The sequence below is a fragment of the Vreelandella aquamarina genome (genome assembly GCF_044805175.1).
GTDB classification, from domain to species: Bacteria; Pseudomonadota; Gammaproteobacteria; order Pseudomonadales; family Halomonadaceae; genus Vreelandella; species Vreelandella aquamarina_B.
The window spans coordinates 1,620,150-1,640,396 of sequence record NZ_CP085232.1 but is presented as its reverse complement, the minus strand read 5'-3'; the positions used below and the strand labels follow the sequence as shown (position 1 = coordinate 1,640,396).

Sequence of the window (20,247 nt, the reverse complement as noted above, 5' to 3'; positions counted from 1 at the left end):
CACGCCAGCGGTGGCGCTACGCCTACCAGCCTTGTCGGGAGACAACGCCTCATGGCCCTGTTAGACGAAATCCGTCAAAAAAACCCCTCGCTCAGCAATCGCTCTGATGAAGAGCTAAAAGCCGTTATCCGGCAATCCCCCGAGTTCAAATACTTTAACGACGAAGAGTTCGACGCCTTCGTTACCGGCGGCAATGCTCAAGCAAACCAGCAAGAGAGCAGCCCCGGCTTTATGGCGGGCGTCTCCGCAGGTGTTGACCAACTCCAAGCCATGGGCGGCGGCCTATTGATGGCTGCTGGCGAGGCGCTGGAAAGTCCCGGCATGCTAGAGGCTGGCCGTGATATCTACAGCCACAACATGGAGGAGGCAGCAGAGAACGACCTAGGCTATGGCTTTACCGATATTCGCAGCGTGGGCGATGCCTGGAATTGGGCGCGCTATACCGCAGGTAACCAGCTCCCGATGTTGGCCGCATCCATTGTAGGTGGTGGCGTAGGTGGTGCTGCCGTTGGGCTAACTGCCCGCACGCTGGCAGGCGCTACTGCCAAGGAAGGCGCTAAGCGCGCAGGGCAGGCGCTGGGTGCTATCGGCACATCCACTGGAATGGAAACCGGTGCCCTCATGGGCGAGACCGAAGACCTGGATGTGTCGTTAGCCCATGGTGTACTGGCAGGCTCGCTAGACGCGGTGACGCCATTACGCCTGCTGCGCGCCGCTGGTAAGAGCGACATTGCCGATCAAGCGGCCAGCGAGATCAGCGACCGCGTATTGGCAGATCTACAACGCAAAGCCGCCCGCACTACTCGCAGTGCAGCTGGGCGTGGCTCGCTCACCAATTTAATGGCAGAGGCCAGCACTGAAGGCCTGCAGGGGCTAATCAATCAGCACGCCAACTACTGGGTAGAGAACAACGGCGAAACCCTATTAGCCAACTTGGGCGATGTGGATATTAAGGCGCTAGTGGACGAAGCTGCCGCAGGTGGCCTAATGGGTGGCGTTGTCGGCGCGCCTGCTGGCGTACTGGAGCGTAACCAAGCACGCACCCAGGTAGATCGTGTTACCCAAGCCCGCGAACAAACCGCTGCTCAAGGCGGTGATGCCCTCGACCAAGCTACGGCAGGGTTAGGCGCCGAGCAGCAGGCGCAGGGTGAGCAACAAACCACCGAGCAATCCCCTGAAGTGCGCGCCCAACGCCAACAGCAAGCAAGCGAAGTAGGGCTGCGTATTCAGCGCGGCCTGCAAGATGCTGACGACTTGCAAGCACTGGCACGCGGCGCAAGCTTTGAGGGCTCAACTCGCCTTCGCAATATGGATAGCATTATCAAGCGAGCAGAGGCGGCGCTAGAAGCAGGCGAGATTGAGCGAGCGGGTCGCATCATGGAACGCGCCGAGAACATCGCCAACGATCTTCGCAGCGCTCTACGCACCGCAGGCACCCGCGAGCGACCGATGGAAGGCGAGCTGACCGACCCAGAGCAGCCGCAACCCATCGCGGGCTTACTGCGAGGCCGCCAAGGTCAGCTACCCCCCGGTACCGGTGACAGCATTCGCGGCGAATCACCCCAGCAGTTTGACGCCCGCCAGCGCACTCAGCAGGAGCAGGCCGACACGCTCAACCGCCGTAGCATTGGCCGTGATGACGTGATTTATGGCGAAGGCCCGACCCGCGATGTTGAGGCAGAGGAGCAAGCCCGCCGCGCCGCGTTTGAGCGTCAATACGGCACCGCTCGCAACACCGGCCTAGACGGCGAATACCTAGGGCCAGACCCGCTACCCGGGCGCCCCAACCGCCAGGGCGAAACGCTGGACGGAGAGATCTTCCGCCGCCCTGAGCGCCTACGCCAAGACACCGCGCCGCGCCTCCCACAAAGCGGCATCATCTACGGTGATGGCCCCACCGCAGGCAACGCCAACACCGGCCTCGACCAACCTTTCGAGCGCGCACGTTTTACCGATACGGGCGCACGTAATGCAATGGAAGGCCAGCGCACCCAGCAGCAAGCCAGCGCCGAGCGTGCCGCGCAGCTGGCTCGCACCCGTGGCCGTGGGCAAACTACCTATCTGCCCGACAACACCCCGATTCGCACCCGCTTCCGTGTGGTAGAGGCCTCAGAGCTGACCGCCTCCAATTCCCCCGATGGCCGTGTGAACCAGCGTTACCCGCAGGAACTGCAGCCCCGCGACCGCACCAACGCGAACAGCCAGGTACAGGTCCGCAACATCGCCGCTCGCCTAAACCCGGAGCGTTTAGGCAACAGCAACGACGCTGGCACCGGTGCGCCGATCATTGGCAGTGATGGCGTGGTGGAATCCGGCAACGGCCGCACCATGGCCATTACCACCGCTTACAGCCAGAACAGCCCGCAAGCCCAGCGCTACCGCGAGTTTGTGCGTGCCGAAGCGGAGCGCCAGGGTATCGACCCCGGCGCCGTGGACGAGATGCAACAGCCGGTCTTAGTGCGAGAGCGCATCACTAACGTAGACCGCGCCGACTTCGCCCGCCGTGCTAATGAAAGCACCGTGGCCGGCATGAACGCCTACGAGCAGGCGCAAGCCGACGCCGACAGTTTAACCGCGGCTGACCTGCAGGCATGGGCGCCGGACGAAAGCGGCGACCCGCTGGCAGCCAGCAACCGCAGCTTTCAGCGCGGCTTCGTGCAGCGCCTGGGTAACAACGAGGCCAGCCGCTATACCACACGAGATGGGCAAGCCACGCCAGAACTCGGCCAGCGGATGCAGCGCGCCGTGTTTGCTGCCGCCTACCAAGACCCCGATATGGTGGAAATGGTTACCGAGCAGGCTGAGAACATGCGTAACCTCGCCGCCGGACTGCAGGCGGCCGCCGCTGATTTAGCAGTAGCGCGCGAAACCGGCAGCCGTGAAGCGCTAGACGCCATTGGCACCATTAACGACGCTGTGCGCCTAGTGCGCCGCTCCCGCCAGGAAGGCATTAGCGTGCGTGAACTTGCCCGCCAAACCGACGCCTTTAGCGATCCGGTACCGGAAACCACCGCGCTACTCGCCATTGCCATTAACAACAACATGCGTAGCCGCCAGGCAATGACCACCGCCTTTGGCTATATTGGTCGGGCAGTACGCAACCGCGCAGAAGGCGAGGCCAACGGCGCGCTATTTGCTGACGACACCACCAACCAGGATATTTTCGATGCAGGCTTCCAAGGGCAAAATCAAAATCAGCGTACCCAACAACGACCACCTGAGAGGGATGTTCAGCCAGGCGCTCAACGACGCGAACAAGGAGCTGAAAGGCAAGGACAAGCTGAACCTACCCAGCGGCCTCAAGCAGAACCCACCCAAGAAGTAGACGACGAGCCGCTACTCAACACCTACAGCGAGCAAGAGCTAGCCGAGCGCGAGCAGGCCCAGCAGCAGGCCGAAGAGGCAGAGGCCAGCCAGCAACGCGAGCAGGCACAGCGCGCCCAGGCAGACCGGGAAGCCGATGACTTTGTGCTCAGCGGCAGCAACCGGCCTGCCGACATTGCCGTGTCACGCGGACAGAGCGACTTGCTAGGGAGTCGAATGGAAAGCACCCCGCCCAGTTTCACGCGCTCGTCAATGAGCAATTTTCCAGACGCGATCATCCAAGCCGGTCTTGGAGTGGAGCGTGAAAGCGATAATTACCAGTTGGCTAAAGCTGGCGACGTCGAGGCGGCTCAGCGCTACGTTGAACAGGTAGTGAATAGCGACGCTGTTCAGGCTATTTACAACCAGCTCCAAGGGCGAAGCCCGATAGTCACACCAGTTCGCGCACAAGAGGAGGCGGGCCGTAACAAAATTCCATCCGCCTATGCCTCGTTGCTTTCAGAAGCGCTCGACCTGCCGCTTGATAACAGCATCGTTCAGGCAAATAGGCCGCAGCGGACTAGTAAGGATGGGCTAGGGCGGCTGTTTGCTCAGCCCATCTTTGAGGGTGAGGTGCAACGTGGACGGGACTACCTGATTGTCGATGATACGCTGACTCAAGGCGGCACTTTTGCCGCGCTCAAAGGCTACATTGAGCAAAACGGTGGAAACGTTATTCTTGCGTCAGCATTGACCGGTAAGCAGTATTCAGCAAAACTATCACCAGAACCTGCACTGTTGGCCGATGTTAGAACTAAGTTCGGCGATATCGAAACAGACTTCACTGAGACACTCGGATATGGCTACGATCAGCTCACCCAATCAGAAGCGCGCTACATTTCTAGGCTCACCACAAAAGCTGAAGAGTTCAGAGATTTCGTCACTCAGGGAAGAGATGCTGACCGCCGAGAAGCGCCTATTAGCCCTATCCGCGAGCAGCCCCAAGGTGAGCCAACTGAAAGCAATGCTGCGTCGCTAACACCTAACGCGTCTGATAATCCCTCTACCCCGCAAAATACCTCATTCAAGCGCCGCAACCAGCCACTGGAATACACTGGCTACTCAGGCGAGCAGCGCAGTGTGCGTAGCTATCAGGAGGTAGGTAACTTCCGTATTGCTAAGGTGAATGACAGCCTTTACGAAGTTATCAACCCTGACGGCCAGGCCATAAGCCAGAGGACAGGCCCGAACGGCGCAGCAGAAGAAGCCGCCCGCCTAAATAGCCTCCCCGCCGACGATCAGCGCTACGCCATCGGCCAAAGTGACGCCCGCCCGGTAAGCCGTGAAGCAATAGAAGAGGCCCTGGCCGACATACCAGAATTTGAAGGTGCCAAAGTCATTAAGTCAGCTTCTGAGCTGCCGTGGCAGTCACTTGTCATAATGAACATGCAGGGCGTAGACCCTCAACGAGTTCGAGGCCTTTTCGTCGGCGATGATATGTACGTGATTGCCGATAACGTGGACAGCGTAGAGCAGGCCATAAGCACCGCTGTTCATGAGGCTGTTGGTCACAAAGGCATGCGCGCCGTATTGGGCAAAGACCTTGATAGCGTGATGCTCAGCCTTTACCGCAACTTGCCCAACAGCAAAGAAGGCCGCGAAGCGCTTCGTGAAGTTGAAGAGCTATATCCCTTCCTCGACAAGAGCGATCGCCAAGACCGCATCCGAATCGCCGAGGAAATGGTGGCCCACCTACTAGAGAAAGGGCACCGGCCGAAAGCGTGGCAGCGCGCCGTGGCAAAGATCCGCGAGCTGCTGCGCCGCTTATTCCCCTCTGTGGCATGGACCTACACCGATGCGCTAGCCCTAGGTGAGCGCAGCCGCGACTACCTGCGTAAGCGGCAGGCTGAAAACCTGGGCAGCGATGATCAGCTTTATGCTTTACGCGCCAAGCAGCGCGTGAATTTTGAAGATGCCTTTGAGGACTTCACCGATAAAGACCGCAAGGCAGCGAGCAAACACGGTGACCGCACGCCGCGCCGCCGACTCTTGGAGTGGTACAAAGAAAAAACCGACCGCGCCATGCTTAAAATCCGTCAAGGCATGGTGGATCGTTACGCGGCACTGAAAGAAATGGACGAAAAGCTGTACGGCGCCGACTTTACCGAAGGTGATGATATTCGCCGTTCTGGCTGGGTATTGGCTCGTATGAGCAATGCGGCCAACGGTGCGTTGCATACGCTGCTGCACAACAGTCGCATCCAGCTAGACGAAAACGAGCGCATCATCACGCCCAAGGAAGATGGCAGCCAAGGGCTGGGTGCCGTGCTGGGAGAGCTGGGCGAGCCCGCCGAGATTCAACGCTTCATGGGCTGGATTGCAGGCAATCGCGCCGACAAGCTACGCCAGCAAGGCCGCGAAAACCTGTTCGATATGGACGATATCGACGCCATGAAAACCTGGAACCGCGGGCAAACGAAGGATGGCCGCAACCGCGCCGAGCTATACGCCAAAGTGTTTGCCGAGTTCCAACAGTACCGAGATGACGTGCTCGCCATTGCCGAGCAGAGCGGCATTCTTGGCAAAGGTATGACCGAGCGTGATGCTTTCAACGCTGCGCTCAACGAGTTCAATATCAGTAAGCCCTTGCGTGAACGCCTGAAACGCCAGCAGAAGGCGGTAGAAAGTGCAAAAACGCCAGAGGCCAAGCAGCAGGCAGAAGAGCGCGTGGCTGCCACGACGCAAGAAATCAGAGACTTGATGGCAAAGCGGAAAGGCAGCCAGCTTTCCGACTTCGATAAGTACGTGGAGAGCCTGCAGAAAAGCCAGCGTGAGCTTTGGAGTGAAGAGTTCTACGTGCCGTTTTATCGCTTGAGCGAGGAGAAGGGCGCGCCCAGCGGGCAGATGGCCACCAGCGGCCTATCACGCCAGCAGGCTTACAAGCGCCTGAAAGGCGGCACTCAGAACCTTAACGACCTGCTGCAAAACACGATGATGAACTTCCATCATCTACTGGATGCCAGCTTAAAGAACCAGGCGGCCACCCAGGCGATTGAAAACGCCAAAGAGCTGGGCATGGCCGAGCGGGTTCCAGAGAGCAATCGAAACACGAAAACATCGACCTTTATTCTTGAGGACGGCCAAAAGGTCTTTTACGAAATCGATGACCCACTGGTGTTTACGGCGCTCACCTCGCTAAGCCACGCGGGGATGAACAGTACCATGATGCGTATCATGCGGAGCTTCAAGCGGATATTCACCAACTCGGTGACGATCACGCCTCAGTTCGTTGCAGCTAACTTGATTCGCGACAGCATCCAGGCCACCGCCACCAACGAGGTCAGTAAGAATGCGCTTTCCAACGTGCTCACGGGCTGGAAGTCGTTTCGTGACGCTAAAACCCATGCACAAATGATGGCCAGTGGAGGAGCGTTCAACTTCGGCCACCTGTACGGCAACAACCCTGACGAGCTGCGCGCCCAGATGACGCGAAGCATGCGTAATGCCAAGGTCATTGGTTCAGCTGGTAGCGGCTGGGGAAGTATTGCTACTCCTGTTGATGCAGTGAGGTTTCTCTGGAACTGGTGGGGAGATATCAATAACACAGCAGAGAACGCTAACCGCGCCGCGATCTTTACGCAGAACCAGGAGAAAGGCGGCCTGAAAGCCGCGTTTGAATCCCGCGACCTGATTGACTTCAGTGCCCACGGCGCATGGCCTGCTGTACGCATCCTGATCGATATCGTGCCGTTTCTGAATGCTCGCATTCAAGGCCTTGATAAAATCTATCGCTCAGGCATGAAACCAGGCACCAACGTTCTGCGCGAGCTATTCGGCGGCAAGAAGGCCAGTGTGACCGACAAGCAAGCGGCAGGGCGGTTCTGGGCAGTCACAGGCGCTGTGACAATGGCCGCGCTGGCGTTGTACCTGCATAACTACGATGACGAGCGCTACGAAGCGCTTGAAGAGTGGGAGAAAGACACCTACTGGCATATCTTCGCGGGTAGTGCCCACATGGTGATACCGAAGCCCTTTGAAGTGGGGGCGCTGGCCACCCTGGCCGAACGCTTTACCGAGCAGTTTGTAAATGATGAAGCCACGGGCAAGCTGTTTGCACAGCGTATGGGCCACATGATGACTGACACGTTTTCATTCAGCCCGGTACCGCAAATGCTTCAACCTGCACTGGATATCTACGCCAACAAGGATAGCTTCACTGGCCGGCCGATTGAGAGCATGGGTATGGACCGCCTTTCACCCGAGATGCGTAAGCGCTACAGCACGTCAAAACTCGGCACCGGCTTGAGCCAACTGCTCAACAGCACGATAGGCGCTATTGGCGATCCAGACAGCAACCCTGCTGCATTATCGCCTGTACAAGTGGATCACTTAATAGAAGGGTACTTGGGCGCGCTGGGTACCTGGATGCTGGGCGGCACCGATACGGTGACACGCCTCTTGCAGGGGGAGGATGCGCCCTCCACGCGGTGGTATGAGTACCAGCCGATGCGCCGTTTCTACTCCAACCTGAACGATGTGGACCCGTATACCCGATATGGCACCGTGTTTTATGAGGGGCTACGGGAAGCTGGGCGCGCCTATTCAGACGTGAAGGAGCTGCGCGAGCTGGGCCGACTGGCCGAAGCCGCTGAACGCGCCGAAAGCAAACGGGAAATGCTGCAGTTAAGACCAGCGCTCAACCGTGCCCAACGACGCTTGAGCACGCTGAATCAGCGGATTGAGATTATTCAGCGCTCTAATTTGGACGGTGAGATCAAGCGGCAACGGATAGACCGCTTACAAGCAATGAAGGTGCAGATTCAGCGTATGCAAGCAGAGCGAATCTTGGACGCCAGGGCAAATAACTAGCGGCTCATGGCCAACACGCCCGCCACAAACAAGCCCCCGAACAGTAAGCCGGGGGCATTGACCGCAATGGCAATGATGATGACAAAGGCAGGGATGCCGATATAGCTCACCAGTAGCCAGCCTTGCAGGTTTTGCCAGTCGCGTGGCACCACCGTCATGATAAACCCGCCCATCATTCCAAAGCCCATCGCGAGGGTAAACGCCACGATGTACCACGGATCGTCTGACATTGCGCACCACCTTTGGAGAGGAACGCTTATAGGGTAGCGCTTGGCAAGGGGCTGTGCGAGGGCCTAGCTTAATTACTCAGGCGCCCCCTAGCCTTAGTGATAGACCACCGAGCTTGGTCGTATTCTTGAAAAACTTCAAAGCTAACCTTGCCGACTGACTTTGGCGGTATCTCTGTATCTACTTCGTAATAATGCCTAATCGGTTCATCATCTTCTGTCGTTTCTGGATCCATAACGACAATGGTAAGTTCGGTTAAATTGAGAGACGAGCCATTGTATATATCAGCGGAAAACCTACCAGCAAGAAAGCTACCCTTCCCATCAATCATTGCTATATCTTCTTGAGAAAAATCTAAATTTGGAAGTTCATAGCCAAATCTATCCGCGCAGGCCTGCACGCCTATCGCTGGAGCTGTTGAATCTGATGCAGAAACGCTCAGGAGGCATGATTCTTTAGATATCCAGGGAGTCGCAACACTCAATGCATACCCACTACCTGCCACTAAAATTCCCATTGCCGCTATAAGTGCTGAGGCTGTTAAAAGCTTCATCCTTACCCCCTTGCTATTCTTCTTCGTCATCGCTGCTTTCTTTATGGTAAGAGATCAAATCCCCTACATCTTGTAAGGTGCCGCGCTCAAATTCGCCCGTATTAGCGTTAAGCAGCGCCTGATAGTCAATCAGCGCTCGCTTTGTGGAACTATGACGAAGCGCTTCGTGCAAGTTTTCCTCCGCCTGCGTATCCAACCCGTCAAACATGATGTATTTCAACGTCAGGGGGCGAGATGGGTAGCGAGCAGATGAGGCCGTCACTGTAACTATGCGCTTATCAGGGTTTTTTGTTATGCCATGAATTATGACAGGGTCTTTAATTTCTGACTTACCCTGAGTAGTTACTGGATCCTTGTGAGCAATGTCTTCAATCTGCTCCTTAGTAAGATGGTTGATGCCTATGTCAATGCGTTCTGCGTCGCCCGCAGCTCTTACGACTTTCTCGTAGCCATCATCGACTTGGTCACCAAACATATAAACTCGCTGCCTCGTTTCTGCGGGCAGGGCTGCTATTGCTTTATTAGCATCTTCTCGACTAGCTATAAGCGCATCCTTAATAGCATCGCCTGTGGCCTTGACGGTATCAACTTGGGCGTCTACTTGCCGCTTTGACAGTTCAGTGTCTTTATATTTGGCATACCCTCTGATGCCTACATAACCGCCTATTGTTATCACCCCGAGTGCTATCAGCAGTATTAGTATGTGCTCTGAATTCATATGCTGGAAAGCCTCCGAGGCTATATCAAGCCCCATTTTTTGGAACGCATCTGAGAACTTGCCTGCAATCTCTGTGCAGCCTTCACCAACAGTGAAGGTTAGACCTTCAAATATAGCAGCATCGTTACCTTTTAATGCGGATACCTTTGGTACGCCATACTTGAAGGCTGCATAGGCTCGCTTGAGGCTTTGAGAGAACTCATAGAGTGACTCGGCGACCTCTGGCGTTATTTCGCCATGATACTTATCACCATAGATCTTGATCTCAACCAGCGGCCATCCTTCAAAGGCTATTTGTTCGAAGTTAATCTCTTGCCCTTGGCTGGCAAGGTTTCTAAGATCCTTGACGCTCCGAACAATGTTAATTTGATCAGACATTCTCGCTCCCCGTTCATTATCGAAGAGAGCTTAGCGCGATTTGGCGTCATGAGGTAGGGTATGCCAATGAGGGGGTTGTAGCTATGGCTTGTGGTTTGATGGCCTATATCACCTTGAACCGCATAACTGTCAGTCTTGACGCTATACCGCCATATGGTATAGTAAGCTGATAAGGAGCGCACGGATGATCAAATCCTTCAGAGACGACTGGCTGCAAACGTTTTATCAAACTGGGAAAAATCCAGGCCCGATACCCGCTTCTATCGAAAGTGCTCTCAACAGAAAGCTGGACTTGATAGATGCATCTACCTCGGAAGCTGACCTCAGGGTTCCGCCCGGCAACCGATTCAAGCACCTGGATGGAAAGATGTCCCACTTATGCGCAATCCGGGTAAACAAGCAATATCGACTGATTTTTGAATGGTCAGATGGTCATGCTTGGGATATTTATTTGGACCCGCACACCTATAGGTGACGTCATGATGATGACAGAGCGAAAGCCCACAACCGTTGGTGAAATGCTCACTTATGAGTTTTTGGAGCCGCTTGAGATGACACAATCGGCGCTTGCCCGCCAAATGGGCGTTGCACCGCGTGTTGTTAATGAAATCTGTAACAACAAGCGCGCATTGTCTGCTGAAACCGCCATTATGCTGGCCACGGTGTTTGGTAACACGCCTGATTTCTGGCTCAACCTTCAGCAGAAGGGCGATCTCTGGAAAGCCTATCATAATGAGAAGAGCCAAAAGCGCATTCGCAGAGCCCATCCAATCCCGCTAGAAGCCATTCTTGAAGCAGAGCTAGCCTAACTGCCTGAAGCCGCCTACGAGCGGCTTTTTGATTATGGGCATATCGATTCACAGGGCACGCCGTCACTATCACCATCCAAACGACCATTGCCGCACTGATTCAAGTGGAATAACGCTTCTTCGCAAGAAGCCATGGCACCGCAATTCTTTCGAGTCGAACAGCTAAAGTCAGCGCTACTTGAACGCTGAGGTATAGCGGGCGCAGACCTAACTGGCTCAGGCTCGGCAGCCTGCTGAATAGCGACCTCGCCCACATAGGGATTAGCATTGCCCTGAACAGCAGCGATTCGGCGGTTTCGTTCTAGCTCCCATTCATCGACCGGGTCTTGGTTAGCCCAGGCCGTGAATAGTTGCTGTTGCTGTCGGCTGATCTCTATGCCGTAGGTGTCCTGCATGTACCAGTAGGTGCGCGCTATGTCGCCACGCCGGTGGGGTGGTGGCTGAAACGAGTCCTCTTCGTAAGAAACAGCGACTTCGCAGGCTCCATATTCATGCTCTGGTGTGTTTACCATGGCAAATCTTAGGTTAGATCGGTCGCCGTTGACCTCGCCAATTGCCGGTACCAAGTTGTGTAGATCCGCCTCTGCGCGCCTGAATACCTCATCTGTCCGGCGGCAGTTATCCCGACCGTCATCTTTCCAGCACTGCCGTTGCCGGCCAAAGTCGTAAGCTGGCATTACATGCTCCCACTCGATACGGCTTGCTCTTCGAGGCTGCTTTCTAATCTCGTAACCGCAGGCTTCCAGGTTGGGCCCAGCCTCAAAGTCGAACTGGCAGCCGCAGTAAAAAGACGTGTCCTGATCATAGTAAATCTGCTCTTCAGCGATGCGCTTTGCCGCATTGAAAGAAGAAGGCACATCGGCGACTGATTGGCCAGGCAGCAGTAGGGCAACTAGAAGGGCACTAAAGTAGGAAAGCTGTTTCATTTGGGTCATCCCTGCAAGTGAGAGGGAAGACTAATAAAATTTGGCAATTGATGCGACCTGCTGATAAAAATTAAGTAGGCTTTTGACTAAAGTCAGCTTTGCTTGAGTAGGGACAGTGCTAATCTCTTTTGGCTGGCGATGGGCCAGCGTAAATGAGGAAGCGATAATGAAAAAGGTACTGGTAGCTCTAATGCTGGCTGGCATGTTGCTAGGTGCAGGAAACGTAACGGCTGCCACCGCTATTAGCAGCGGTGACGTAGTGGAGCATGGTGGCCGTACTGATGGCAGTGGTTGCCACCGGGATACGAAAGCAGGCACGCGTCACTGCCACTAAGCTCGACAATGCAACGCCATTAACGTCGCTTCCAGCATGTCGCACGCGTTGTATTTCGGTTAGCAAGGCAGGCTCAAGGTGGTAGGATAGGGGAACGGAAAGGCTTTAGATTTAGGTGGGAACAGAGCTAAAACACACGAGTATAACCGCTTACCGTTATACTGCTGTATTCTAAGCTACTGTTTTATTGGGGGAAATTGAGGCTGGTTTTCTGGTCTTGAAAACCGGCATAGGTTAATAGCCTATCCAGGGTTCGAATCCCTGTCCCTCCGCCACTCATCTCGAAAAGCCCCTGATTCGTCAGGGGCTTTTTTCGTTTCTAGGCCCTACGTTTCCTCCCTAACAAGCCCTCTATTAAATGCACCGGTCTTTCACTGTGTTGAGATTGTGTCTTGAGGCTCTAAACCACCTTGTTAGCATGTTAGTCGCATCATTGGTTTACTGCATTGCAGGCCTAGTGAGGATAAATGCACCAACCAGTGCGAATAACAGCGCCAGCATACCCAACAGGAGGGCGCTGGCGCCGGAGAGTAGTAGGGTTAACCAACTCACGATTAATAAGACAACGGCGGTGAGTTTGGCTCGTTTAGGCACGGCCCGCTGCGTATGCCAAGCTTGCAGATAGAGGCCAAGCTGGGGGTGGTAGTAAAGCCAATTAGCTAGGCGTGGGGAGCCTTTGGTTGCTGCCCAGAACGCCAGTAGTAAGAAGGGGGTAGTGGGAAGTAGGGGCAACGCGATACCGGCCACCCCAAGGCCAATACTTAAAAAGGCGAGCACATTCCAAGCGAGCTGGGCGATTCGCATCTATCTCTCCTAACTCGTCTCTCCTAACCCGTTAGGTTGTTACCACTCCAAACCAGGAGAACGGAGTGTGTTGAATCGCAACGCCTAATATATAGACAAAAACGAGTACGGCAGCCAGCGCAAACGCACCCCGTATCGCGGGCGTTCTGCCGCGCTTAATCGCTATGGTGCCCAATAAGATATAGATAATCAGGGCAGTTATCTTGGCGATTAGCCAGGGCGGTAGTGGCCAGAAATTGAGGATTACCGCGAGTATTACGCCCAGTGTCAGCAGTGCTGTGTCAATGATATGGGGTACCGTTTTTACCCAGCGCTGATGGCGTATGGGGTGCTCAAAGACCGACCAGAATGCGCGCAGAATAAAAAAGGCAAGGCTCATGAAAGCTGCAGTCATATGCAGATGTTTGATCCAGAGGTAGTGCTCTATCACAGTCTATCAGCCCTGTTATCCGAGTATGTGTCTCGGCGTTAGTATCGTGAAATGGATGGCAGGGGGCGCTGATTTGGATCAAAGCCGGTGGTTTTAGCGCGCTGTTCCCGGCCTATGTGGCTTGGGCGATCGGGCAGTCCTGGCTGGGCTGCCGATATGTGCTTTAAGAGCGACGGAATAAATACTTGGCGAGCGCGGCGATACCCAACCCCACCAGTAGTAAGAGCATAACGGGCATTATCCACCCTAGCCAACCCATTGAACCCATCATGGCAAAGCAATCTGCACCCATCATGGCGAATCTCCTATCAGTCAGCAAGTATGTTAGCGAGCCTACAACCTATGGGTTGCCTTTAGGTCAATCGTATTAGGACGCCTTCTGGGTTTTTATTGCGCCAGGTCATGCATGTGCGGTGATATCAACTTCTAGTGGCTGATAACCCATGAAACCGTTGTTGCTGAAAATTAATGAACTGCTAGCAGAGCACTTGGCCGAAAGCCTAAAAGACAATGGTTAACGGTTTTAGGGCTAACCACTGGCGTCATCCGGCGAGTGGAGTACGGTTGGTGTTCTTGACCTTAAGGCTGCACAGGGTTCTAGGCTGTAAAGCGGAAACACAGCGTATTTCAACTTGAAGGGAGACTAGCTGATGGCTGATAAGGATAGAACGCCACATTACGAGAAAGGAAGCCTCTCGCTGATAGGGGCCATAGCGCTAGGCACAGGGGTGATGATCGGGGCTGGCATTTTTGCCTTAACGGGCCAAATGGCGGAGATGACAGGGCGTCTTTTCCCGTTTGCCTTTTTGGCGGCTGCAGCCATTGTCGCATTTAGCGCCTACTCCTATATCAAAATATCTAGTACCTATCCCTCTGCTGGGGGAATAGGTATGTACCTGCAAAAGGCTTACGGTTCAACGCTCCCCACCGCCTTTCATGCGCTTTTGATGTACTTTTCCATGGTGATTGCCCAGAGCTTTCTGGCAAGAACCTTTGGCTCTTATACCCTAGAGCTATTTGAACTGGGGGAACGGGGGCTGTTTGTGCCGTTGCTGGGTGTATGCCTATTGCTGGCGGCTTTTTTAATAAATTTATCCGCGAATAAGCTGATTGAGACGGTTGCTTCTGTACTTGGCATCATCAAAATCGGCGGCATTGTGGTATTTGGTGTGGCCGGGGTATTCGTAGCCGATTCCCTGGAAATGGGGGGCGGCGAGGCAGCGACAACCCCAACCCCGACAGTGACTGGATTTCTAGGCGCCACAGCATTGGGCATTTTGGCCTTTAAAGGCTTTACGACCATTACCAACAGTGGGTCTGAGCTGAAGAACCCCAAGCGTAACCTAGGCAGAGCAATCATGATTTCCATTGCTCTGTGTGTAGTGATCTATGCCCTGGTGGGGTTTGCCGTTGCCAGTAACCTCTCTTTAGCCGAGATTATTGAAACGCAGGACTACTCCTTGGCGGCGGCGGCTCGGCCAGCCTTGGGGGAGGCGGCGGTTGGCTTTACTGTTATTTTAGCGATGTTGGCAACGGCAGGCGGGATTATTGCAAGCGTCTTTGCCGTTTCCCGTATGTTAGCCATGCTGACGGAAATGAAGCTGGTGCCACATCGCCATTTCCACATGCCGGGTAGCCTCCAGAAGCATACGCTGGTGTATACCATCGTATTCGGCTTGGTCTTAACCATCTTTTTTGATCTTAGCCGTATCGCCGCGCTTGGCATTATTTTTTACTTGATTATGGATATTGCCATTCACTGGGGGGTAGTACGCCACCTTAGGGAGAGCGTAGGCGCTAACAGGATAATCCCAAGCATCGCTATTTTACTGGATGCCATCGTGCTGCTTGGCTTTATATGGGTAAAAGCCACCTCAGACCCTCTGGTGCTTATAGTGGCTGGCGCGGTTATGGTGACCATCTTACTTGGCGAGTGGCTATTTCTGGCTAGACGCCGTCCGCCGAAGGATAACGAGCATTCGCATCACCAGTAGTGGAGGCCGTCGGTCGTTTGGTTGCACTTTCCAAAAAGGCGCATCGCTGCGAGGTGGAGAAAGTTTGCATGTGGTAAAAGTTTGCTAAGCTATCCGGCGGTTTTCTTTGCTGGTAACAAATGGCATGCGCTCTGTTTACCCTGGTTTTCGCCCCATGCGTTGGTTATCGGGCGGGCATCTGCAAACGCTTTTTAGCACGCTGTTCCGCCCAACCCCGCAGCTGAAACGCCAACGCGAACGTATGACGCTCAGGGATGGCGATTTTATTGATTTGGATTGGTACGGCCCCCAAGTAGGTCAACCCCAAAATGACGGGGTTCGCTGCGCGATTCTGCTGCATGGGTTAACCGGCAGCTCATCATCGCTGTATATATTAGGGCAACAGCAGGCGTTGGCGGCACAAGGGTGGCAGAGCGTGGCGGTGAACTGGCGAGGCTGTTCCGGGGAGCCCAACCATCGTGCTAGAGGGTATCACTCCGGTGTCAGTGACGATCTGGCCGATATTATTCAACAGCTCATAGCGCGCTACCCGGAAAAACCTTTTGCCGCCATTGGCTATTCACTGGGTGGCAATGTGTTGCTGAAGTACTTGGGTGAGACGGGCGGTGCCTGCCCGCTGCACGCGGCTGTGGCTGTTTCGGTGCCGTTTCGTTTGGACCATTGTGCCGACCGTATCAACCAGGGCTTCTCCAAGATTTATCAGGCGCGTTTCTTGCGCGACCTGCACCACTATGTAGCAACAAAACGCCACGCTTTCCGTCGGCAAGGGCGCGAGGAGGAGCTGGCGCGGTTAACTTCCCTTGAAGCCCTGGAGAGTATGAAAACGTTCTGGGACTTTGACGACCGTGTAACCGCGCCGCTGCACGGCTATGGGAGTGCCGAGGAGTACTACCGCCGCTGTAGCAGCGCCTTCTTTGTCGAAGCGATTCAAACTCCGACCCTTATTGTTCATGCCGCAGATGATCCGTTTATCTATCCCCACACGGTTCCCAAAACTGACATGCTGCCTAGCTGCGTGTCTTTGGCGCTATTTCCAAAAGGTGGGCACGTCGGCTTTATTGAAGGCACCCCTTGGCGGCCACGGTACTATCTTGAACATCGTTTGCCTGAATGGTTAGCGGCACAGGTGCCGCTTCCAACTGTTGCGGATAGTGCCCAGGCGTTAGCGTCATAATCCATCACCACTCTATGACAATCCATTACCACTTTATCACTCTACCGAGGTCCTCTATGTCTGCGTTATATGAACGATTACAGGAAGTAGCATCGCCGCGTATCGGGCTTGGTTGTATGAACCTTTCCCATGGCTACGGGCAGTATGTGCCTGAAGAGGAAGGCGTTCGGGCACTAAATGAGGCCTTTGAAATGGGCTATCGCCATTTTGATACGGCCACACTCTACGGTGGTACCGCAAATGAGCGCTTACTGGGGAAGGCGTTGTCATCAAAGCGCCGAGAGCTGCTGCTCGCCAGCAAGTGCGGTATGGCCATAGACCCTGAGAGTGGTAAGCGGATAATTGATGGTCGGCCGGAGACACTGCGCCGCCAATGCGAGGAGAGTCTGGCGCGTTTGAAAACGGATCACTTGGATATCTACTATCTCCACCGCCTGGATCGTCAGGTGCCTATTGAAGAGAGCGTAGGAGCGCTGGGTAGGCTGGTGGAAGAGGGGAAGCTTCGCGCCATTGGGCTTTCGGAAATTTCTGCTGAAACGTTGCGTAAGGCGCACGCCGAGCATCCAGTAGCAGCGGTTCAGTCGGAGTACTCGCTGTGGACGCGTAATCCAGAGATTGCGCTGAGCCAAGCGTGTCAAGCGCTAGGCACGGCGCTAGTAGCCTTCAGCCCATTGGGCCGCGGGTTTCTCTCTGGTGCCATTCAAACTGACACCGCATTCGCCAGTGGCGATATGCGTGCCGGCATGCCGCGCTTTAACGGCGATAACCTGACCCATAATCTAACCCTGCTGGCGCAGTTTAATGCCCTGGCGACGCGCTTGGGCATCACTCCTGCCCAGTTAGCCCTTGCCTGGGTCAAGGCGCGGGGGAGCCATATTATCCCGATTCCAGGCACGCGTTCCGTTAGCCACATGCGCGAAAACCTTAAAGCCGAACATGTGGTGCTAAGTACTACCGATCTTGCCCAACTGAACGGGATGATGCTACCCGGTGATGTTGCCGGTGCCCGTTATAATGAGGCACAGCAGGCCGATATTGACACCGAAGAGTTCGCCTAAAAATAAGCGAAAAGTTATTTTTCGCATCCCGTTGCTTTCTAGTTGCTCTGGGCTACTATCGGTGAATCCAGGCGGGCTATCCGCCTTTTAAGGACGATGACCATGTTAAAAGGTTTGCTGATCTGTTTTGTGGTGCTGTTTGCACAATTAGCGCTGCTTAGTGCCATTGATGCACGGTTATATAATGCCCAGGATGCCCGCCAAGTGGCCTCTACGGCGGTTACACCGCATAAGAAAGAGGGGGAAGACGACACTGAGGCGCCTTTGGCTTGATGCCGGGGTCGTGTTGACAGAGGGAGATTTTATAGAACCTTATCCTGTCTAACTCAGTGAAGAGATTCAGCTCTATCAACCATGGTGATGGTTAGCGTGAAAGACAAAGACTTGCGTCTGGAACTAGGTAACGGCATTCTTGTCCGTTGATAGTATGACTACTAGGGAGCACAGATACATGGCTTTTAACGATTCGAACATGGCGAGAACGCAAACTCGCAGCACGGTAAGTAGTGTTAGTGCGAACAAGGTATTGCGTAATACCTACGCGCTGCTGGCGATGACGCTTCTGTTCTCTGCGCTGACGGCGGGTGCCTCCGTTGCGATGGGCATCCAGCAGATGAACATTTTTGTGTTCTTCATCGGTGCCTACGGCCTAATGTTCCTGGTTCACAAAACCGCTAACTCCGCGATGGGCCTGCTGGCGACCTTTGCGTTTACCGGCTTTATGGGCTTTACCTTAGGGCCGATTATTTCTGCATACCTAACGCTGCCTAATGGCGGTGCGCTGATCATGAACGCGCTGGCTATGACTGGCCTGACGTTTATCGGTCTCTCTGCGGTAGCGCTGACCACGAAGAAGGATTTCAGCTTCCTCGGCAACTTCCTGATGGCAGGTGCCATTGTTCTGATCCTGGCGATGGTGGCAGGCTTAATTTTCAACATTCCTGCGCTTTCACTGATGGTTTCCGCTGGCTTCGTACTGTTTGCCTCAGCGGCCATTCTGTACCAGACCAGTGAAATCGTTCACCGCGCTGGCGAGACTAACTACATCCTCGCTACCGTCACGCTCTATGTGTCCATCTACAACCTGTTCGTCAGCTTGCTGTCGATCCTGGGTATTATGAGCAACGACTGATCGTGATAGAGCGCGCAGTCACTTGATGTGACGCCGATAACAGACCCTACCCCGTAGGGTCTGTTTTTTTTCGCTGATTTAGCACGAGACAACGCTATGGAGTACGGCTTATTAGTCATGGGGGCACCCTATACAAGTGCGGCACCCCACTCTGCACTGCGCTTCGCTAGGGCGGCTATTAGCAGGGGGCACCAGGTTGCGGGCGTGTTTTTCTACCAGGACGGTATCCATAACGCCTCTACGTTGATGACACCGCCCCAGGATGAACTCAACATGCGTGACGCGTGGATTGCACTCCATCGTGAGCATGGTATTACGCTGGACGTGTGTATCGCAGCGGCGCTACGCCGGGGCGTAATGAGCGAAGCCGAGGCAAAGCGGCATGGCCAGGCACACTTTAACCTGGAAGCGCCGTTTGAATTAACCGGGTTAGGGCAGCTGCTGACGCTGCAGCAGCGCTGTGACCGTTTAGTGACTTTCGCTTAGGGGCGGCAATAATGTGCAATGAACACGAACGGCTCGTGATTATTCGTCATGCGCCGTTTAGTAACAACGCCCTACGAGAAGGGCTGGATGTGGCGTTGGTCGCCGCTGCCTTTGGTCAGCCGGTAAGCCTGCTGTTTCTTGGCCAAGGGGTGCTGGCGCTGTTGAAAGAGCAGGCAGCCGGTGCGCCGGGGCAGAAAGCGACACTGCCAACCATCGATATGCTGGAAATGTATGATATTGATCAATTGCTTGTGCCAGAGAGCGCGCTGGAAGCGTTTAATCTGGATGTGGCACAGCTAGTTGATGGGGTAACGATCGTGCCGGAGGCGCAGTTACCCAGCCTACTGGGCCGCTATCATCAGGTGCTGAATTTTTAAACGGGGCAGTGTTAACGATGCTACATATTCTAAATAAACCGCCCCATAGCGAGGCGGCACAGCAGATGCTCTCCACCTTGGCGGCAGGGGATAGCGTCCTGCTGATCGAGGATGCGGTACAGGCTGCGCTGTACCCGGATTGGCATGGGTGGAATACGACGGGCGCTGAAGTTTTTTTGCTGGAAGAGGATGCGGCAACTCGAGGGCTGCTCTCGATAGCGGCTGAGAATAACGCTTCACTGGTTGATATGGAGGGTTTTGTCGCCCTGACTGAGCAGAACGAAAAAATTATCTCCTGGTATTAAATATGAGCGATGAAAATTTATACCGTTATCTTGATAATGCTAAAAAAATTAAAGTCGACCCTGAGGGATATTTAGTAGAGCAGGAAGATTGGAGCGAAGCAGTTGCTGAGTTGCTAGCCGAGGATGAAGGCTTAGTGCTAACTGAGCAGCACTGGGAGCTTATTCGCTTAGTGCGTGATTTCTATACCCGTTATGAAATGGCACCGGCGATGCGGCCATTGGTAAAAGCCACTAAGCAAGCTTTAGGTGATGAGAAAGGGCGCTCGGTGTATCTCATGTCGCTGTTCCCGGGAAGCCCGCCTAAGCGTCTGGCGCGAATTGCAGGTTTACCGAAACCCACCAACTGCTTGTAGCCAGTAGGCTGTTGCT

20 protein-coding genes are annotated in these 20,247 nt (G+C 54.6%); 13 read left to right on the top strand and 7 right to left on the bottom strand.

The features are described 5' to 3' along the window. The first annotated feature begins 51 nt into the window (after window positions 1-51). A complete protein-coding gene (locus LG300_RS07710) occupies window positions 52-8,172 on the top strand; it encodes an LPD38 domain-containing protein (protein ID WP_404377805.1) in 8,121 nt (2,706 codons plus the stop codon). Here the strand turns inward: LG300_RS07710 and LG300_RS07705 are convergent. The 3 genes from LG300_RS07705 to LG300_RS07695 form a co-directional block, all read right to left on the bottom strand. Continuing rightward, window positions 8,169-8,402 (bottom strand): hypothetical protein, encoded by a 234-nt coding sequence (locus LG300_RS07705; RefSeq protein WP_404377804.1) that lies wholly within the window; start codon window positions 8,400-8,402, stop codon window positions 8,169-8,171. The genes LG300_RS07710 and LG300_RS07705 overlap by 4 nt on opposite strands. Window positions 8,403-8,470: 68 nt before the next feature. Next, on the bottom strand, window positions 8,471-8,953 hold the full coding sequence (locus tag LG300_RS07700; RefSeq protein WP_404377803.1) for a hypothetical protein: 483 nt from the start codon (window positions 8,951-8,953) through the stop codon (window positions 8,471-8,473). Window positions 8,954-8,966: 13 nt separating this feature from the next. Continuing rightward, window positions 8,967-10,049 (bottom strand): hypothetical protein, encoded by a 1,083-nt coding sequence (locus LG300_RS07695; protein ID WP_404377802.1) that lies wholly within the window; start codon window positions 10,047-10,049, stop codon window positions 8,967-8,969. A gap of 184 nt (window positions 10,050-10,233) precedes the next feature. Between LG300_RS07695 and LG300_RS07690 the strand changes: the two genes are divergently transcribed. Together LG300_RS07690 and LG300_RS07685 are read left to right on the top strand one after the other, a co-directional pair. After that, the gene (locus LG300_RS07690; protein WP_404377801.1) at window positions 10,234-10,524 is read left to right on the top strand and encodes a type II toxin-antitoxin system RelE/ParE family toxin; all 291 of its coding nucleotides are present in this window, start codon (window positions 10,234-10,236) and stop codon (window positions 10,522-10,524) included. 4 nt (window positions 10,525-10,528) lie between these two features. After that, entirely contained in the window at window positions 10,529-10,858 is a 330-nt protein-coding gene (locus LG300_RS07685; RefSeq protein WP_404377800.1) for a HigA family addiction module antitoxin, read from the top strand. A gap of 32 nt (window positions 10,859-10,890) precedes the next feature. Here LG300_RS07685 and LG300_RS07680 read toward each other — a convergent pair whose 3' ends face one another. Further along, window positions 10,891-11,784: an endonuclease gene (locus LG300_RS07680; protein WP_404377799.1), complete on the bottom strand. Its 894-nt coding sequence runs from the start codon at window positions 11,782-11,784 to the stop codon at window positions 10,891-10,893. A gap of 166 nt (window positions 11,785-11,950) precedes the next feature. On the opposite strand from LG300_RS07680, the gene LG300_RS07675 reads away from it, so the two are divergent. Beyond that, entirely contained in the window at window positions 11,951-12,118 is a 168-nt protein-coding gene (locus LG300_RS07675) for a YHYH domain-containing protein (RefSeq protein WP_172416156.1), read from the top strand. Window positions 12,119-12,556: 438 nt separating this feature from the next. On the opposite strand, the gene LG300_RS07670 is transcribed toward LG300_RS07675, so the two are convergent. The 3 genes from LG300_RS07670 to LG300_RS07660 form a co-directional block, all read right to left on the bottom strand. Beyond that, window positions 12,557-12,922, bottom strand: coding sequence for a YbaN family protein (locus LG300_RS07670; RefSeq protein ID WP_404377798.1), 366 nt, complete (start codon window positions 12,920-12,922; stop codon window positions 12,557-12,559). A 31-nt stretch (window positions 12,923-12,953) separates the two neighbouring features. Continuing rightward, window positions 12,954-13,352 carry a SirB2 family protein gene (locus LG300_RS07665; protein WP_404377797.1) on the bottom strand — a complete coding sequence of 133 codons (399 nt, stop codon included), beginning with the start codon at window positions 13,350-13,352 and terminating at the stop codon, window positions 12,954-12,956. Window positions 13,353-13,515: 163 nt separating this feature from the next. Beyond that, window positions 13,516-13,647 carry a hypothetical protein gene (locus tag LG300_RS07660; RefSeq protein ID WP_404377796.1) on the bottom strand — a complete coding sequence of 44 codons (132 nt, stop codon included), beginning with the start codon at window positions 13,645-13,647 and terminating at the stop codon, window positions 13,516-13,518. Window positions 13,648-14,002: 355 nt separating this feature from the next. Here LG300_RS07660 and LG300_RS07655 point away from each other — a divergent pair, with 355 nt between their 5' ends. From LG300_RS07655 to LG300_RS07615, 9 genes are all read left to right on the top strand, one after another. Further along, complete coding sequence (locus LG300_RS07655; protein ID WP_404377795.1) at window positions 14,003-15,346, top strand: APC family permease; 1,344 nt, start codon at window positions 14,003-14,005, stop codon at window positions 15,344-15,346. A 154-nt stretch (window positions 15,347-15,500) separates the two neighbouring features. Next, complete coding sequence (locus LG300_RS07650) at window positions 15,501-16,520, top strand: hydrolase (RefSeq protein WP_404377794.1); 1,020 nt, start codon at window positions 15,501-15,503, stop codon at window positions 16,518-16,520. Window positions 16,521-16,576: 56 nt separating this feature from the next. Then, window positions 16,577-17,578 (top strand): aldo/keto reductase, encoded by a 1,002-nt coding sequence (locus LG300_RS07645; protein WP_404377792.1) that lies wholly within the window; start codon window positions 16,577-16,579, stop codon window positions 17,576-17,578. Window positions 17,579-17,680: 102 nt separating this feature from the next. Next, on the top strand, window positions 17,681-17,851 hold the full coding sequence (locus LG300_RS07640; protein WP_404377791.1) for a hypothetical protein: 171 nt from the start codon (window positions 17,681-17,683) through the stop codon (window positions 17,849-17,851). Between the two features lie 178 nt (window positions 17,852-18,029). Continuing rightward, window positions 18,030-18,710 carry a Bax inhibitor-1/YccA family protein gene (locus tag LG300_RS07635; RefSeq protein WP_404377790.1) on the top strand — a complete coding sequence of 227 codons (681 nt, stop codon included), beginning with the start codon at window positions 18,030-18,032 and terminating at the stop codon, window positions 18,708-18,710. A gap of 96 nt (window positions 18,711-18,806) precedes the next feature. Next, on the top strand, window positions 18,807-19,196 hold the full coding sequence (tusD, locus tag LG300_RS07630; protein ID WP_404377789.1) for a sulfurtransferase complex subunit TusD: 390 nt from the start codon (window positions 18,807-18,809) through the stop codon (window positions 19,194-19,196). Window positions 19,197-19,207: 11 nt separating this feature from the next. Next, window positions 19,208-19,573 carry a sulfurtransferase complex subunit TusC gene (tusC, locus tag LG300_RS07625; protein ID WP_404377788.1) on the top strand — a complete coding sequence of 122 codons (366 nt, stop codon included), beginning with the start codon at window positions 19,208-19,210 and terminating at the stop codon, window positions 19,571-19,573. Window positions 19,574-19,590: 17 nt separating this feature from the next. Continuing rightward, a complete protein-coding gene (tusB, locus tag LG300_RS07620) occupies window positions 19,591-19,878 on the top strand; it encodes a sulfurtransferase complex subunit TusB (protein ID WP_404377787.1) in 288 nt (95 codons plus the stop codon). 2 nt (window positions 19,879-19,880) lie between these two features. After that, a complete protein-coding gene (locus LG300_RS07615) occupies window positions 19,881-20,231 on the top strand; it encodes a TusE/DsrC/DsvC family sulfur relay protein (RefSeq protein WP_404377786.1) in 351 nt (116 codons plus the stop codon). Window positions 20,232-20,247: the final 16 nt, after the last annotated feature.

Coding starts and splice junctions, on each gene's coding strand:
- LG300_RS07710 (WP_404377805.1), top strand. CDS start 52: ATGGCCCTGTTAGACGAAATCCGTCAAAAAAACCCCTCGCTCAGCAAT.
- LG300_RS07705 (WP_404377804.1), bottom strand. CDS start 8,402: ATGTCAGACGATCCGTGGTACATCGTGGCGTTTACCCTCGCGATGGGC.
- LG300_RS07700 (WP_404377803.1), bottom strand. CDS start 8,953: ATGAAGCTTTTAACAGCCTCAGCACTTATAGCGGCAATGGGAATTTTA.
- LG300_RS07695 (WP_404377802.1), bottom strand. CDS start 10,049: ATGTCTGATCAAATTAACATTGTTCGGAGCGTCAAGGATCTTAGAAAC.
- LG300_RS07690 (WP_404377801.1), top strand. CDS start 10,234: ATGATCAAATCCTTCAGAGACGACTGGCTGCAAACGTTTTATCAAACT.
- LG300_RS07685 (WP_404377800.1), top strand. CDS start 10,529: ATGATGATGACAGAGCGAAAGCCCACAACCGTTGGTGAAATGCTCACT.
- LG300_RS07680 (WP_404377799.1), bottom strand. CDS start 11,784: ATGAAACAGCTTTCCTACTTTAGTGCCCTTCTAGTTGCCCTACTGCTG.
- LG300_RS07675 (WP_172416156.1), top strand. CDS start 11,951: ATGAAAAAGGTACTGGTAGCTCTAATGCTGGCTGGCATGTTGCTAGGT.
- LG300_RS07670 (WP_404377798.1), bottom strand. CDS start 12,922: ATGCGAATCGCCCAGCTCGCTTGGAATGTGCTCGCCTTTTTAAGTATT.
- LG300_RS07660 (WP_404377796.1), bottom strand. CDS start 13,647: ATGATGGGTGCAGATTGCTTTGCCATGATGGGTTCAATGGGTTGGCTA.
- LG300_RS07655 (WP_404377795.1), top strand. CDS start 14,003: ATGGCTGATAAGGATAGAACGCCACATTACGAGAAAGGAAGCCTCTCG.
- LG300_RS07650 (WP_404377794.1), top strand. CDS start 15,501: ATGCGTTGGTTATCGGGCGGGCATCTGCAAACGCTTTTTAGCACGCTG.
- LG300_RS07645 (WP_404377792.1), top strand. CDS start 16,577: ATGTCTGCGTTATATGAACGATTACAGGAAGTAGCATCGCCGCGTATC.
- LG300_RS07640 (WP_404377791.1), top strand. CDS start 17,681: ATGTTAAAAGGTTTGCTGATCTGTTTTGTGGTGCTGTTTGCACAATTA.
- LG300_RS07635 (WP_404377790.1), top strand. CDS start 18,030: ATGGCTTTTAACGATTCGAACATGGCGAGAACGCAAACTCGCAGCACG.
- tusD (WP_404377789.1), top strand. CDS start 18,807: ATGGAGTACGGCTTATTAGTCATGGGGGCACCCTATACAAGTGCGGCA.
- tusC (WP_404377788.1), top strand. CDS start 19,208: ATGTGCAATGAACACGAACGGCTCGTGATTATTCGTCATGCGCCGTTT.
- tusB (WP_404377787.1), top strand. CDS start 19,591: ATGCTACATATTCTAAATAAACCGCCCCATAGCGAGGCGGCACAGCAG.
- LG300_RS07615 (WP_404377786.1), top strand. CDS start 19,881: ATGAGCGATGAAAATTTATACCGTTATCTTGATAATGCTAAAAAAATT.